We start from the raw sequence: 16279 nt of genomic DNA, 5'->3' as shown, positions 1-16279 counted from the left end.
CATTTTGCTTGCACTGGTTAAAAGTGTGTGATATTAAGTTAACGTTAACTTATTCAAATTGACGACTCGTAGACAAACATGCTGAAGAAAAAGCAGGTAACCCTCAGCGACATTGCTGCCCGCAGCGGCGTAGCTGCAATGACCGTTTCACGCGTGGTGAACGGCAGCGGTTACGTTAGTGAAGCAACGCGTAAGCGAGTCCAGGCGGCAGTCGCTGAAATGAACTATCGCCGCAACGGCCTAGCTCGTAATCTTAAGCGTCAGCGGACTGAAACCGTTGGCTTGGTACTCGGCGATCTGTCGAATCCATATTCGACCGAGCTTGCCAATGCGGTCCGCGAGAGCTTGTCATTCCGCGGCTACAACCTTTTTATTTGCATAAGCGAGCATAGCGCGAAGGAGGACATCGCTGCGTTCGGATCACTGGTAGATCACAACGTCGACGGCATAATCGTCGCGACGCGGGCTAATCCGGAAGGCGACGCACGGCTCGAGAGTATCGCCAACAGCAATCTGCCGATCGTCGTCGTGGGGCGTGATTTTCGCCATGAGTCGGTCGATCACGTGTCGGCAGATAACTTTACCGGTGGTTTCGAAGCGACGCAGCATCTGATCGATCTGGGACACACCCGAATAGCATTTATAGGTGCCGGATTCGAGAACCGAAGCAGCCTGAAACGTCTGCAAGGCTATTTGAAAGCCCTCGACGTACACGGGATCGCTGTTGACGAGCGATTGATAACTGGCCGCAAGGAATCGGCGTCGGACGTGCCGGGCTACTCAACTGAGAAGATCGGCTACGAGGGAATGAAGCGGCTGCTTTCGCTGCCAAATCCGCCGACGGCGGTTTTCGCCAGAAACGATTTTACAGCCGTCGGAGCAATGTCAGCGATAAAGGAAGCCGGTCTTTCGATACCGAAAGACATTGCGATCGTTGGTTTTGACGACACGCCGCTTGCCGTGCACACGATGCCGGCATTGACAACGGTTCGGCAGCCGATGCGGCTGCAAGGACAGCTTGCAGCGGAAATGCTCTTGAAAAGGATCTCAAACGAATCGGTGATCGATCGCGAAGAGAGAATTCTTGACTGTGAATTAATAGTGCGTGATTCGACCGTAGCTCAGGTGACCTAACATCACGAAGCCGGTGATATGGACGGTATTTTTTGCTTTTTTCTGGTAACGATAACACATTAGTGATCCATGCAAGCAATTGGTCTTACCAATCTTTACGGATCCACGGACGCTTCCGAGGTGCGGCGATCGTAACAAACTTTTGATCTATGGAGAATATTACGGACAATTCCGGGCTCCGACCCGAGGGTTTCAAGGTTCCAGGCCTGCGATGGATGATCATCGGGCTAGTTTTTCTGGCGACTCTGATCAACTACATAGACCGTCTCACGGTTTCGGTGCTAGCCCCATTGATCACCAAGGACCTCAACCTTTCGAACACCGAATTCGGCGGGATCGCGACCTGGTTTTTGTTTGCATACACGATCAGCCAGAGCCTTTCGGGAAAACTCTACGACCGTGTCGGGATCAAGAAGGGTTTTACGGTTTCGATCATTGTCTGGTCGGTAGCAGCAATGTCGCATGCATTTGCAACCGGGCTTCGCAGCCTGAGTGCTTTCCGCTTCGTTCTTGGACTCGGCGAAGCGGGTAACTGGCCTGGAGCCGCAAAAACCGTTGCCGTGTGGTTCCCCGCCCGTCAACGGGCCTTAGGAATGGCGATATTCAATAGCGGTGCGGCGATCGGATCGATCGTTGCCCCTCCGGTTATCGTTGGGCTGACAGCGTATTTTGGGCACTGGCAGCAGACGTTCGTGGTGACGGGAATGCTTGGGTTCCTCTGGCTTATCCTGTGGTGGATCGTCTACGACAGCCCAGAAAACCACAAATGGCTCACCGCCGCGGAATACAAGATCATAACCGAGGACGAGGCCGAAACTACGAGCCGCAAGCAATCGGACAATGTGGATGCCGATTCGTCGGTCGCGTCTTCGACGATCCCGATTGCAGAGCCCGTTCAGCCACTCGGCTGGTTCGAACTACTCCGTTACAGACAAACCTGGGCTATCGTGATCTCACGATTTCTGGTCGATCCGGTTTGGTGGCTGTACATTACATGGCTGCCGCTTTACCTGAGTCAGGTTCACGGGTTCGATCTGAAACAGATCGGTTTGTTTGCCTGGGTTCCCTATGTTGCGGCGGATGCCGGAAGTTTGTTTGGCGGATGGCTATCGGGATTTTTGATCGGCCGTGGCTGGTCGGTGAATAAAGCTCGAAAGGCTGTGATCATCTTTGCCGCGGCGTTAATGCCCGCTGGCATTCTTGCCGCCTTTACGCCTGACGCGATGATGGCGCTTGGCCTGATCGGCGTGGTGTTGTTTGGCTTTCAGGTTTGGATCAATAACGTTCAGACCTTGCCGAGCGATTTCTTCCCGTCGAATGCAGTGGGCTCTGTTGCAGGGCTTGGCGGAACAGGAGCTGGCATCGGCTCGATGATATTCATATTCACGACCGGCTGGGTGGTCGATCATTTTTCATACACGCCGATCCTCGTGACGGCAGGAGTTTTGGCCCCGATCGGCACGCTTGTGCTTTGCCTGGTGGCGGGACGCATCGAACGGATAACACTTAAGACCTAAGGAGACTACTGATCAATCATGGATAATTTCTTCGATTTTACCGGCAAAGTCGTACTCGTAACGGGTGCGTCAAGCGGCATCGGCCGCGCCACTGCCGAACTTTTCGGCCGCTGCGGAGCATCGGTCGCACTTACCTACCATAAAAATGGAGCAGGAGCTGAGGAAGCTGTCAAAGCGATCTCCGCATACAGCAGCTCGGCCACGGGCTCCGGTTCGGGCACAGCGGTTGGAGCTGCGACCGCACGAGCAATGGCCATTCAGGTGGATGTCACCAAAGACGGCGAGATCGCACGCATGGTTCGCGAGGTCGAAGAAGGCCTCGGCCCGATCGACATTCTCGTCAACAATGCCGGTTCCCTCGTCGAACGCCTCAAAACGCTCGAACTGACCGAATCACGCTGGGACGAGGTGATGAATCTCAACGCTACGAGCGCATTTTTTGCCGCTAAGGCTGTCATTCCCAAAATGCTTGAAAAAGGCTCGGGACTGATCATCAACGTCACTTCTATCGCTGGCCGCAATGGCGGTGCCCCGGGCTCGATCCATTACTCATCGGCCAAAGCGGCTCTGCTCACAATGACCAAGGGGCTTGCGAAAGAGTTTGCGAGAGACGGAATCCGCGTCAACGCGGTCTCGCCCGGTGTGATCGACACGCCATATCACGAGACGTTTACTACTGCTGAAGTAATGCAAAACCTCCGCAACACTATCCCGATGGGCCGCGAAGGCCGTCCGTCGGAAGTTGCTAGCGTGATCGCGTTTCTGGCGTCTGATGCCGCGAGCTATCTCTGCGGCGAGACGATAGAGATCAACGGCGGTCTTTTAATGGATTAGACCTTAAGGAGAAAGAAAGAAATGAAAGAGAAAAGCGGATTTATGACGTTGAGAGAAAGGACGGATGGGTTGAAGCAGACGTTGGGGATATTTATTTTCCTTGCGGTTCTCTTCGCGATCCCATTAACGGTAGCGGCACAGAGTACGACGGCGACGATCGTGGGGAGTGTGACGGATCCGGGTGGGGCACAGGTGCCGAATGCTAGTATTACGGCCCGCAATGCTGACACGGGACTGAAACGCACCGTTGTTTCCGGTGAAGATGGCAGTTATCGGATCGAGTTCCTTCCGGTCGGGAAATACGTCGTCGAGGTGACGGCAACCTCAGGGTTCAAGAAGGCATTCCGCGACGGCATCGTCCTGCAGGTCAATGACACGGCCAAGGTCGATATCTCTCTCGAGGTCGGATCGGTCACCGAATCGGTCACCATCACGGGCGGAGCGGCGGAGGTCAACACCAGCAATGCCGAACTCGGCCGCACCATCCAGACCAAGGAGATCGAGAACCTTCCGCTCGTCGAACGCAACATCTACGCCCTGCTCGACCTGACACCGGGTGTGCAGTCGAACAACAGCGGCGTTGCAACTGCATCGGCCGCGACGAACAACCTCACGCTCGGTTTTCCGGAACAGCGAACACTGATCAACGGTGGTACCGACGGCGGCACGGGTTCGGTCAACTACTTCCTCGACGGCGGTACGAACATGACCAACCTCCGCAACACCGGCAACTCGACACCGAGCCCGGACGCCATCCAGGAGTTCAGGGTCCAGACCAACAGCTACAATGCCGAGTACGGACGCTTCGCGAGCGGCATCATCAACGTCCTGACCAAGTCGGGAACGAACCAGTTCCACGGCTCGCTGTACGAGTTCACCCGCAGCCAGAAGTTCAACGCCAATGAATGGGGATCGCAGGTGGAGAAAGCTCCGTATAAGCGTAACCAGTTCGGCGGGACCATCGGCGGGCCGATCAAGCGAGACAAGAGCTTTTTCTTCTTCTCCTATTCCGGCCTGCGTCAGCTCACCAACAGGTTTCTGGCCGGAGCTGTCCTTCCCACGGCTCTGGAGCGGGCAGGCAATTTTACCCTTTCGGCAACGAAGCCCAAAGATCCGGCCACCGGGCAGAACTTCTTCTGCAACGGCGTCGAACATGTCATCTGTGCCAACCGTGTCGACCCGGTCGCCCGGAAGATCGTGGACACATATCTCCCGGCTTCCAACATCACCAATGCAAACGGCACGCCCGGTTATCAGGGCAACGTTCCAACCCCGTTCGACACCAACGAGTATCTGATCAAGCTCGATCATCAGCTCAATGAGCCTCACCGGCTTTCGTTCTCGTACTTTACGACCGCTGGTGTCACGACCGTATTCCCGGGCAGCGGCAACCTGCCGTGGGCGACTCAGAACTACAAATGGCGGCAGCATAACTTCAATGCGAGCGATGTCTGGATTCTCAGCCCGGACAAGATCAATCAGGTCTGGGTCACTTATGGACGTAACCTCGGAGGCCGTCTTAATGTCCCAAGCACCTCGCTTCGTGACCTCGGCTCGTCATTCTTCCCGCAGGGCACGCCTTCGCTGCCACAGATCAATGTTACCGGCTACTTCTCGCTCACCAACGCCATCGGCGGCCCGAGAGCCGGAACCAATCTGTATTCGATGCGTGATATCTTCAGCTGGAACGCCGGCCGTCATTCACTCAAGCTTGGCGGCGAACTTACGCTGAATAAAGATATTCAGGAAACGCTGCTCAACAACTACGGTGTTTTCACCTTTAACGCGTCGACAGCGTTCAATACGACGAACCTTACCACCAACGCGTTCGGCAACTTCCTGCTCGGTATTCCCAGTGCCGTCACGCAGGATTCACCGGTAACGGCTTACACCGACACGTGGTACGGTGCCCTGTTCGTGCAGGACGATTTCCGCGTCCATCCGCGTCTGACCGTCAACCTCGGCCTTCGCTGGGATGTACAGACACCGCCGACCGATCCTGAGAACCGTGTTGCCAACTACATTGCGGGCAAGCAGTCGGTCGTTCGTCCGAACGCACCTCCGGGGATCCTGTTCTTTGGTGACGAAGGCGTCGAACGCGGCGGCATTCCGACCAACTGGACGCACTTCTCGCCACGCTTCGGTATCGCATGGGATCCGAAGGGTGATGGCAAGACCTCGATCCGGGCTGCTGTCGGCGGCTTCTACGGCAGCATCTCGGGCAATGAGTGGAACACGCAGACCAACACGCAGCCATTCTCGACGAGGTTAACGTTCTCGAACATCAATCCGCGGACGACGACGGCCGGTGTGCCGATCGGAGCTTCGCTTAGCAATCCTTACAATGCCTTTGTCGGCGGTCCTCCGTTCCCTTACACCGGAGCCTTCCTTAACGGCGGCAGTGCATTTGCGGTCGCACAGAACTTCGGCTGGCCGCACACACTGCAGATGAACGTCTCGCTTCAGCGTCAGCTGACCAAGGACCTGACGGCCGGTGCGGCATATGTCGGAACCCTGAGCGGCGGGCTGCCGTTCGGCCGTGATATCAACTATCCGGTCCTGACCCCGACGGCGACGTCAGCCGGTGCGAACATCCTTTCGCGTCGCCCGAACCCGCTCTTTGGTGCGGTCACGCTTCTGCAGTCAGATCAGCATGCGAGCTATCATGCAGGCCAGTTTACCGCCGCATATCGGATGGCGAAACGGTTCACGATGAACGCTTACTATACGTTCAGCAAGACCCTGAGCAGCGTTCAGCTTCACAACAACACGACACAGGGCCTCGCACAGAACTACAGCCGGCTCAACCTCGAGAAGGGCCGTGCCGATACTGACCAGCGTCATGTCTTCAGCATGAGCCTGAACTTCCAGCCTGATTACTATGAAGGCTCGAACAAGGTCGTCAAGGCTATCCTCAACGGCTGGAGCATCTCGCCGATCCTCAAGCTCCGCAGCGGACGGCCGTTCACGGTCACCAATGCCAACGTCGACGCTAACCTTGACGGGGTTACTACCGACCGTGCCCAGCTCATCGGCGATCCGCACATCGACAATCCGACGGCGGCCAGATGGTTCAATACTGCTGCCTTCGCGCAACCTCGTTGTTACCGGCGTGGCCACGGAAGGCACGTCCCCACGCAACCTGCTCACCGGCCCCGGCTTCCAGGTAGTCGGCCTCGGACTGTCGCGCGACTTCCGCTTCGGTGAGCGATTCAAAGTCCGTTTCCGTGCTGAAGGAACGAACATCTTCAACAACGTCAACTACGATATGCCCAACGCATCCGTCCCCGCCGCCGGAACCACGTCGACCACCTTCGGCGTCATCTCCAGTGCCGGCGATATGCAAACTCCAGTTCGGCGCCAGGCTGACGTTCTAGCCCCTGATCCTTAACCTTCGAAGGCCGTCGTTTGTGTCGGCCTTCGAAACATATTTAATTCAATGTTAATTAGAAAATTAGCGATTTTACTGACGACCCTTTTCCTGAGCCTTTCGATCGCGAAGGCACAGGAAAGCATCGGTACATATCAGGTACGCGTGTCTCTGGATAAGGAAAATTGGGTCTATGAGTTGAATCAAACCCCGAAATTTACCTTCGCGGTCACGCTCAATAACTCGCAAATCGCAGGGCTACCACTTAAATATTCCTGCGGCCCAGAAGCGATGCCGCCAGTGATAGTGAAAACGGTGACTACGAGTTCGACGCCCATTTCTATCGACGGCGGAACGATGAAGGAACCGGGATTCTACCGTTGTATAGCGACGGTTGAAAAGGACGGCAAAACCTATCGCGGCGTCGCGACTGCAGGCTTTCGACCTGATCTGATCACACCTGTGATGAGCGCCCCGGCGGATTTTGACAAGTTTTGGAAGGACGGACTGACGCAGCTTGCAGCGATTCCGCTCGACCCCAAGCTCGAATTGATTCCCACTCTTAGCACTTCGAAAGCAGATGTTTATCACGTCAGCTTTCAAAACGTCGGTACCGGAATTAGTCGCGTGAGCCGTATTTACGGGATTTTGGCAGTTCCTAAGTCAACGGATCCGAATCAGAAGTTCCCTGCACTTCTCCGTGTTCCGGGTGCCGGAGTTCGGTCTTATACCGGTCAAGTCGCACTAGCCGAACGCGGCATTTTGACGCTTGAGATCGGTATTCATGGAATGCCCGTGAATCTGCCATTGTCGGTTTATGATGACCTGCGTGCAGGTTCGTTGAACCGGTACATGTTTTACAACATGGACGATAAGGAAACTTATTATTACCGTCGAGTCTATCTTGGATGTGTGCGGGCGAATGATTTCCTTACCAGCCTTCCGCAATACAACGGTAGAGATCTCGCCGTAATGGGAGGCAGCCAAGGCGGAGCTTTGTCGATCGTTACAGCGGCGCTCGATCCCCGTGTTAAGGCTTTGCAGGTTTCATATCCGGCGATCTCAGACACAACGGGATATCTGGCAGACCGAGCCGGCGGATGGCCGCACGCCTTTAAAGACCCGAAAAACCGGACAAAGGAGAAGCTCGAAACGGCTTCTTACTATGACGCGGTCAATTTCGCCCGCAGACTTAAGGTTCCCGGCATATACTCGTGGGGATTTAATGATGAGACCGTTCCGCCAACGTCTTCTTACGCAGCATACAACATAATCACGGCCCCGAAAACATTGCTCCTCGGACTCGAAATGGGCCATGCAAATTCACCCGAACAGACGGACAAACTCACCGACTGGATCGAACGCTTTCTAAAGACCGGTAGAACTCGATAAGGCTCTGCTACCGACCAAAACCATACGAAATACATGCAATTCTTACTTAGAAAAACGATTCCGACCTTCGTCATTGCTCTCTTGTTTATTGCGAATCTGCCTGCTCAAGACGCTCAGGAATTAAAGGCCGAGCGCGAAGCGAGTGCCAGGCTGAAAGGCGAACATCCACTTATCAGCGTAATGAAAAACAAAACTTCCGCTCTCAAAAAAGAGCTGGAAGGAGTTCATCCCCGCGTTTTTGTTACACAAGCTGAGATCGACGCCTTAAAGGACAAAACAAAAAGCCAAAAAGACCTCTGGCAGACCGCCCTAAACAGCGTTCGAGCCCTTAAGGTCGAGCCGCCGCCACCGCCCGCTGAAACGCGTCGTGCCCAGAACGAGGTAGGCATTGGTATCGCCGAAGCGGCTTTCGTTTACAAGATCACCGGCGACAAGAAATACCTTGACGCTGCTAAAAAGTACATGGATGCAGCCGTTTCATACGACGTTTGGGGCTATTCGTACAACAAGCCGAACGTCGATCTAGCCGCCGGTCATCTGCTCTACGGAATGGGTTGGGCATACGATCTGCTTTACAACGACCTCACGGCCGCCGAACGGGACAGATATCGCGGTAAGCTCGTTAAACAGGCTAAATTGCTCAATGATTTCTTCAAACCAAAGTCCGGCAAAAGCTATGCCTACAGCCAGAATCACACATTTATTCCGATCTCCGGGCTTGCGATCACCGCTTACGCCTTGATGGGTGAGGTTCCCGAGGCAAGAGAGTGGGCGGCGACGTCACGAGCTATATTTGACCGCGTTTTAGCAACGTATTCCGAAGACGGTTATTACTACGAGGGAATGGAATACTGGATATTCTCAACGCCGTGGATCGCCCATTACATGGACGCTCATCTGCATTCGACCGGCGAGGATCTTTACAAAACAACACCAGGATTGAAGAACGCACATAAATACGTCGCCCATTCGACGTTACCGGGAGGTGAATTCAATTTTGACTTTGGCGACATCTACGCCGGGCCGATCACACGTTCACGCAAAGGCGACGACTACGACCGCGAACGCATAAACGGCAAATTCCGCACCAATTACAACATCCTGTTCAACCTAGCGACCCGCTACGGCGACGGCGAGATACAGGGCGTTGCCGATTGGCTGAAATCGAAGGGCCAGGCGAATGCGGAAGAGTTTTGGACGTTTATCTGGTACAACCCTTCGATCAGGTCGGTGCCGATCGAGAAGCAGGAAAAATGGCATTATTTTTCGGATCACGACGTAGCGTATTGGCGTTCGAGCTGGAATGACGACGCGACCGCGTTTGCCTTCAAGGCAGGCCCGCCTGAGGGCCACGGTGCGACCGAGAAGATCAACCTCTTCCCGGAATGGCGTCTATCCAGCGGCCACGCTCATCCTGACGCGGGTAGCTTTATCATCTGGGCGAATGGCAAGTATCTGACGGGTGATTCCGGCTACGCGGGCGTGCCGATGACCGAGCATCACAACGCCGTAGTCTTCGACGGCAAAGGCCAGAACAAGGAAGGCAGCGGTCACGACGTTTTCGTCGGCGTTCCTTACGAACGGATGAACAGAATCCGCCTCGTCAGCGTAAAAATGGACGATAAGTCAGCGAATATCGTAGCCGATCTGGCTGCTGCCTATGAGCCGGAAGTGGGTGTGAAGAAATTCACTAGAAACTTTGCATTTGCGGCCCCTGGCAGCTTTACGGTTACCGATTCGATCGAAACAGACAGGCCGCAGACGATCACGGCTTATCTGCATTCGGATCAGAAGATCAATAAGGTCTCGGACCGCAGCTTCATCTTCGAACCCGGCGACACGCAGTTAAAGGTCGACGTCGTCAAGCCTGAGGGTCTCGATACCAAATCCGAGATCAATGTCCTCACGGCTCCCGGAAAACCTGGCTCGGTTGACAAAGGCGAACGCGAAGAACGCGGCGTCCGGCTCGCCGTCTCGACCAAGCAGAAGGTCAATAAGCTCGATCTCGTCGTGAAGATGACGGTTGAGAAACCAAAATAAACTGAGTCTCCTCTGAGCCACTCACGGCCGTCCGAAAGGGCGGCTTTTTTTCTTTGACTGGAGCGCAAGCGTCCCGCTTGCCACGCCGGGTCTTCCTGGCGTCAGGATTTGTTCATTCGCAAGTTGAATTCAAACTCGGCGCGGTCAGCGGTTTTTAACCGCTTGGCAAGCGGGACGCTTGCGCTCCAGTCGCTGCTCAGTCGAGAACTTTTCGTGTAAAAACACTTGTCGGCAATTTTTCGACTCAAAAAGTGTGAATCGATTCACACTTCAAATAAAATGCCCTGTTTATCGAACAAATTTATGCAAAATAGCGTGATTGGTCAATGGGAAACGCCCGCAGATCGTTCAAAAACACGTCGTTAGGTAGAGTAAATGCATAGATTGGTCAAACGTTTTTTTGGCCTCGAAACTTCTAACAATTCCTCAGCCGGGAGCGTCGGCCGGGAACTCACTAATTCTCTCGCCATATGGTAGATTTGAGGTACGCAAAATATGGAACCGCTCGCCAACCAGATCAGGCCGCTTAGTCTAGACGAATACGTCGGCCAGACGCATCTTGTCGGGCCGGGCAAGCCTTTACGGCTGGCGATCGAGCAGGGGCATATTTTTTCGTTCGTGCTGTGGGGAACTCCGGGGACGGGCAAGACGACGCTGGCTCGCATCTATGCAAATGCGATAAATGCAGATTTTTACGAGCTTTCGGCAGTCTCTGCGGGTAAAGAAGATATAAGAAAGATCGTTTCCGGCCGAAGTGCCGGCGTCCTTCCCGCAAGTAAAACCACAGACAATCTGCCGCTCGTTGGTGACGATAAAGAAGACTCGCAGGCTGGCAGCCTGCGTTCCGGCGGCCGTCCGCGTGTTCTGTTTCTCGATGAGATCCATCGCTTCAACAAAGCCCAGCAGGATTTTTTGCTGCCGTTTGTTGAGAACGGCGAGTTGGTTTTGATCGGGGCGACTACTGAGAATCCGAGTTTTGAGATCATTCCGGCGTTGTTGTCGAGGCTGCGGGTTTTTGTGTTGAATGAGTTCACGGAAGCCGATATGGCAGCGATCATCGACCGCACGGGCTTCGAACTCGGCCCTGAGGCCAAGCAGTGGCTGATCGAAATGGCTAATGGTGACGCTCGTCAGGCGATCACAATGATCGAGAACACCTCGCGGCTCTACGACAGCATCACGCTCGAAACTCTAAAAGAAACGCTGCAGTCAAAATTCCTCCGCTACGACAAAAAGGGCGAGGAGCATTACAACATCATTTCGGCATTCATCAAATCGATGCGTGCGAGTAAGCCGGACGCCGCGATGTACTATCTCGCCCGCATGCTCGAGTCCGGCGAAGACCCAAAATTCATCGCCCGTCGCATGGTGATCTTCGCGTCCGAAGACATCGGCCTCGCCCAGCCAACCGCTCTCGTCGTTGCAAATGCTGTGTTCCAGGCGGTTACGACCATCGGAATGCCCGAGTGCATCCACAACCTGGCCCACGGCGTCGGGTTTCTCGCAAACGCAGCCAAAGACCGTTCCGCGACCAACGCCATCGGCGAAGCAATGGAAGATGCCAAAAAACTTGGCAATCTTCCCGTCCCGATGAAGATCCGCAACGCCCCGACGAAGCTCATGAAAGACCTCGGCTACGGCAAGGACGAAGGCAACGACCCCGACGGCGACCTGATGCCGGAGACGTTGCGAGGGCGGAAGTATTTCTAGTTTTCGAGGTGCGATTTGAATGGCCGCGTAGCGGCATTATGAATTTAGCCGTGGGTTTTAACCCACGGTCAGTCCAATACCATCGAACCCGTCGCGTCAGCGACGTATGAATCGCGGCCTTTTTCAATCGTCGCTACGCGACGGATACGTTGTTATCTCTTAACCGTGGGTTGAAACCCACGGCTAAATTCAGGTTGCCGCTACGCGGCAGTGGGATGTGGAGCAAATCTATCAATGAAACAATTAATCATCGCGATCATTCTCGGCCTGACAACAACCTTGGCCGCCCAAACTGACAAAGACTTCGTCTCCACCCGCGAGATGGAACGCATAAACTGGATGGAATTCAAGAGCGTAGTTCCGTCCAAAACTTCGACCGTTCTGCTCCCGACCGGAACGCTTGAGCCGCATGGGGTGATCAATAATGGTGCGGACAATACAGCTCCGTTTGCGATGGCAAAGACGATCGCACGGCGAACGAATGCCCTGATCGCTCCGACGCTGCCGTACGGCATTACGGGCTCGATTGAGGCGTATCCGGGGGCGTTTCAGATCACCGAGGCGGCGTACCGGCCGTTCGTTAAGCAGATACTAGAAGGGCTTGCTAAGAACGGTTTTCGCAACATTATCATCCTCAACGGCCACGGCGGCGGGCAGACGGCGGTTTTAAATGCTGTCGCGGCCGAGGTCGCGAGCGAGAAAAAGATCCGGACGCTCGTGATCAACTGGTGGTCGTTCGCCTCGGACGAGACAAAAGAGGTTTTTGGCGAAGACGGCGGCCACGCAGGTTGGAATGAGACTGCTTTCATCCAAGCTATCGATCCGACGCTCGTCCATCCTGAAAAATATACCGGCCCCGAAATGACAACAGCATATCCGACTGCCGGCACGTGGTCGGCGGTTCCCTTTCCCTCCTCGATCGGCCTGTACCAGAAAAATCAGGGCTACCCAAAATTCGATCAGGCCAAGGCTGATCTTTATTATAAAAAGGTCACCGATAAAGTCGCCAACTTGATCCTCGATACGGTTAAAAAGTGGGACTTGGCTGGGCTGTAGATCTGCGGATGCTCATTCGGTGCGAAAGCCCGGGCGTAAGCAAGGGCGAATCCTTCAACTTGAATGACTCGCCCTTGCCTACGCGCGGGCTTTCGCATCTTGGTACTCGCAGTTTAGCTTTACAAGCCTACCGTCAATTCCTATGATGACTGTTAGGGGAAAACGGTCATTAGCGTCTAAATGAAAGACTCAGCACAACCTAAAAATACTCGCGACGCGATACTCGATGCGACTGACTTGCTTCTGGAGCGTTCGGGATATAAAAAAATGACGATCGATGATCTCGCTCGCGAGGTCGGCATCGGGAAAGGCAGTATTTACCTGCATTTCCCGAGCAAAGAAGAGATCGCCTTGTCGCACATCGACCGCATAATCGACGGGCTCAAGGACAAGCTGCACAAGGTCGGAGATGAATCGCTCGAGCCGCCCGAGAAGCTGCGTAAGATGTTGACCACGCGAGTGCTGCACCGCTTCGACAGCATTCAACATTATTCCCAGAGTTTGAATGAAATGCTCGGATATCTGCGCCCGAAATTGCTGGAGCGTCGTCGCCGACATTTTGAGGACGAGGCAAAAATACTGGCTAAGGTGATCGCGGATGGCCAAACGGCCAACGATTTCAATGCCGGCGATCCGCTCGATGTAGCGAGAACGCTCGTAACCGCCACGAATTCGCTGCTTCCCTTCAGCCTCAGTGCCTTCGAATTGGGCGACCGAAAGGTTTTGCAAAAAACGACGCGGAAGCTGGTCGATCTTTTGATCCGAGGGTTAAGAGCTTAACGGGCACTATCGTTTCCAGTAATTTTTGATCTTGAGATCGAGATAAGGAAACGCACAGTATTCGACGCTGCGGCCGGAATCGCGGAGCTTCTGGACCATTTTGACAGCCGCGTCAGCGTTTCTGGTGTGAACGATGATCGTCGCCGCCCGCTGGAGTTCGGGGCGGTCGTGGAGAAATTCGGCGATCGCGTAACCGGTCGATTGAAAATCGTCGTGGTCGTTCGATTCGTAATGGTGCGGCAGCAGGTCGTGATCCAGGAAGATGGCGTCGTAGCTGGCGTCTTCGAGCAGTTCTTTCGCCTCGTCGACGTTCGCCGCGATATAAAGATCGTCGCCGTCGAAACGCTTTTTGAACCAGCGATGCCTTCGCTCATCGTCGTCGAGCAGCATCACACTGATCGGCGTCCGATCCGAGCTCAGATCAGCGAGCCCAAACTTTATCATCAAACTGCGGATCATTCCCATAACGCGAAGTCGTTCAAACAGACAATATAGCATATCAGATGTATTCCTACTTTGCGTGCTTTGCATCCTTTGCAGCTTTGCGGGAAACGCCGCCCTGCAATAGAGGCGTTCCCGCAAAGACGCGAAGTTGGCAAAGGCCGCAAAGTCAGGAACATCATTGCGAAAGCCCGCTCGTAAGCGAGGGCGGATCGTTCAGGTTGGGTGTTTCGCCCTTGCTTACGTGCGGGCTTCGGCAACCATCGGTTGGAATGCTATAATCCTACTTACAAACAAGCCGATGCCGCAGCCGAAAACTAAAGAACACGCCCTGAAAGCAGTCCCTAAACTGGCCGAGCCGGAGATCGACGAGTGCCCGATATGCTATGGGACGGGGCTCGAGATCGTAAAAGATAAAGGGGCGAGGCCATGCATCTGCCGTAAGAAAAAGTTACAGAAAGGCTCATTTGAAGCGGTGAGATTGCCGCGGCGGTACGACGGATTTCATTTTCACAACTACAAACCGCAGACCGCATCCCAGGAAGCGGCGTTCAAGCTAGCGACCTCGCTGACCATGGAATTCCCCGCTATTGATCGCGGCTTGCTGATGATGGGCAGCGTCGGTGTCGGGAAGACACATTTAGCTGTTTCGATCCTAAAAGGCTTGACGGAGCGCGGTTTTACCTGCCTTTTTTACGAATTCCACTCGCTCTTAAAGGAGATCCAGGATTCGTATAATCCCAACACTCAGACGTCCGAACTCAGCGTTCTTTCGCCCGTTTTAAAGGCTGATGTCCTCGTCCTCGACGAGCTGGGCGGATCAAAGCCGACCGACTGGGTTCGCGACACGATGGCCCACATCATCAACAGCCGCTACAACGACAAAAAGCTGACGATCTTCACGACAAATTACCTAGACGACCGCCGCAACGACCGTGAAGAGGTCCTGGAAGACAGAATAGGAACACGCCTGCGTTCGCGTTTGTATGAGATGTGCAAAACTGTCCTGATCGACGGGCGGGATTTCAGAAAGACGTTTGATAAGTCTCTTTCGGCGAAAAGTTAATTGCAAAAGCCCGAGCGTAAGCAAGGGCGATTCACCCAAGTTGGAGGATTCGCCCTTGCTTACGCGCGGGCTTTTGCATTCTAGTAACTTCCCGCCACGATCGTAGACTTGATGCCGCTCGCTTCCTGGGCGATCTTGACGCCGACTGAGGCTCCGATGCGTGTTGCTCCAGCCTCGAACATCGCTCTCGCGTCCTCGATTCCTTTCACGCCTCCTGAAGCCTTAACTCCAAGCTCGCTGCCGACGGTTTTTCGCATTAGAGCGACGTCGTTCGCGGTCGCACCGCCTTTGGCAAATCCGGTCGAGGTTTTGACAAAATCTGCTCCCGCATTTTTGGCCGCGAGACACGCCCGGACCTTTTCGTCGTCGGTCAAGAGGGCTGTTTCGATGATGACTTTGCAGAGAATGCTGTTTTCGTGAGCTGCCTCAACAACCGCTCGAATGTCGTCCTCAACGAGACAATCATCGCCTGATTTCAGGGCACCGATATTAATGACCATGTCCACTTCGCGGGCGCCGTTAAAGATCGAACGGCGTGCCTCGTAAGCCTTAACGTCAGGCAATGTCGCGCCAAGCGGAAAGCCGATGACGGTACAAACCGGAACGCCGCTTCCCTTCAAAAACTCTGCCGCTTTTTTGACCCAACCGGGATTAACGCAGACCGAAGCAAAGCCAAATGTCGCCGCTTCCTCGCAAAGTTTCTTAATATCGCTTTCCGAAGCCTCCGGCTTGAGCAGCGTGTGATCAATGAGACTTGCCCAATCGTGTGCGGTCGCCGTTTCACCCAAAACGATCCCGATACGCTCCGCACCTGCGTCAACGATCCGCTGAACATCGGCATGGCAAAAGGTCGGGCAATATTCGTCGCCGCCGAGTTTTGCCAGCACCATATCGGTGATCTGGTCGATCAGTTTTTCATAATTGCCGTTCTGCATATCT

Annotated in this window: 12 protein-coding genes; 10 read left to right on the top strand and 2 right to left on the bottom strand. The window is 54.4% G+C overall.

Annotated features, from left to right (window positions below):
• Positions 1 to 78: 78 nt before the first annotated feature.
• From IPG22_15750 to IPG22_15710, 9 genes are all read left to right on the top strand, one after another.
• Complete coding sequence (locus IPG22_15750; protein ID MBK6589743.1) at positions 79 to 1134, top strand: LacI family DNA-binding transcriptional regulator; 1056 nt, start codon at positions 79 to 81, stop codon at positions 1132 to 1134.
• A 149-nt stretch (positions 1135 to 1283) separates the two neighbouring features.
• Positions 1284 to 2651: an MFS transporter gene (locus IPG22_15745; GenBank protein ID MBK6589742.1), complete on the top strand. Its 1368-nt coding sequence runs from the start codon at positions 1284 to 1286 to the stop codon at positions 2649 to 2651.
• An 18-nt stretch (positions 2652 to 2669) separates the two neighbouring features.
• A complete protein-coding gene (locus IPG22_15740; protein ID MBK6589741.1) occupies positions 2670 to 3485 on the top strand; it encodes an SDR family oxidoreductase in 816 nt (271 codons plus the stop codon).
• A gap of 21 nt (positions 3486 to 3506) precedes the next feature.
• Entirely contained in the window at positions 3507 to 6692 is a 3186-nt protein-coding gene (locus IPG22_15735) for a TonB-dependent receptor (protein ID MBK6589740.1), read from the top strand.
• Positions 6693 to 6912: 220 nt separating this feature from the next.
• Positions 6913 to 8247 (top strand): acetylxylan esterase, encoded by a 1335-nt coding sequence (locus IPG22_15730; protein ID MBK6589739.1) that lies wholly within the window; start codon positions 6913 to 6915, stop codon positions 8245 to 8247.
• Positions 8248 to 8280: 33 nt separating this feature from the next.
• The gene (locus IPG22_15725) at positions 8281 to 10287 is read left to right on the top strand and encodes a DUF4962 domain-containing protein (protein MBK6589738.1); all 2007 of its coding nucleotides are present in this window, start codon (positions 8281 to 8283) and stop codon (positions 10285 to 10287) included.
• A gap of 495 nt (positions 10288 to 10782) precedes the next feature.
• Entirely contained in the window at positions 10783 to 11997 is a 1215-nt protein-coding gene (locus IPG22_15720; GenBank protein MBK6589737.1) for a replication-associated recombination protein A, read from the top strand.
• 234 nt (positions 11998 to 12231) lie between these two features.
• Positions 12232 to 13053 (top strand): creatininase family protein, encoded by an 822-nt coding sequence (locus tag IPG22_15715; GenBank protein ID MBK6589736.1) that lies wholly within the window; start codon positions 12232 to 12234, stop codon positions 13051 to 13053.
• Positions 13054 to 13233: 180 nt separating this feature from the next.
• Positions 13234 to 13833 carry a TetR/AcrR family transcriptional regulator gene (locus IPG22_15710; protein MBK6589735.1) on the top strand — a complete coding sequence of 200 codons (600 nt, stop codon included), beginning with the start codon at positions 13234 to 13236 and terminating at the stop codon, positions 13831 to 13833.
• A 6-nt stretch (positions 13834 to 13839) separates the two neighbouring features.
• Here the strand turns inward: IPG22_15710 and IPG22_15705 are convergent, their stop codons facing one another.
• Positions 13840 to 14331: a hypothetical protein gene (locus IPG22_15705; GenBank protein MBK6589734.1), complete on the bottom strand. Its 492-nt coding sequence runs from the start codon at positions 14329 to 14331 to the stop codon at positions 13840 to 13842.
• Between the two features lie 307 nt (positions 14332 to 14638).
• On the opposite strand from IPG22_15705, the gene IPG22_15700 reads away from it, so the two are divergent.
• Positions 14639 to 15340 carry an ATP-binding protein gene (locus tag IPG22_15700; protein MBK6589733.1) on the top strand — a complete coding sequence of 234 codons (702 nt, stop codon included), beginning with the start codon at positions 14639 to 14641 and terminating at the stop codon, positions 15338 to 15340.
• Between the two features lie 80 nt (positions 15341 to 15420).
• On the opposite strand, the gene deoC is transcribed toward IPG22_15700, so the two are convergent.
• On the bottom strand, positions 15421 to 16230 hold the full coding sequence (deoC, locus tag IPG22_15695; GenBank protein MBK6589732.1) for a deoxyribose-phosphate aldolase: 810 nt from the start codon (positions 16228 to 16230) through the stop codon (positions 15421 to 15423).
• Between the last annotated feature and the right edge of the window lie 49 nt (positions 16231 to 16279).

This window comes from Acidobacteriota bacterium (genome assembly GCA_016703965.1).
Lineage (GTDB): Bacteria > Acidobacteriota > Blastocatellia > Pyrinomonadales > Pyrinomonadaceae > OLB17.
The sequence above is the reverse complement of the archived record's forward strand: the minus strand, read 5'-3'. Positions and strand labels throughout refer to the sequence as shown.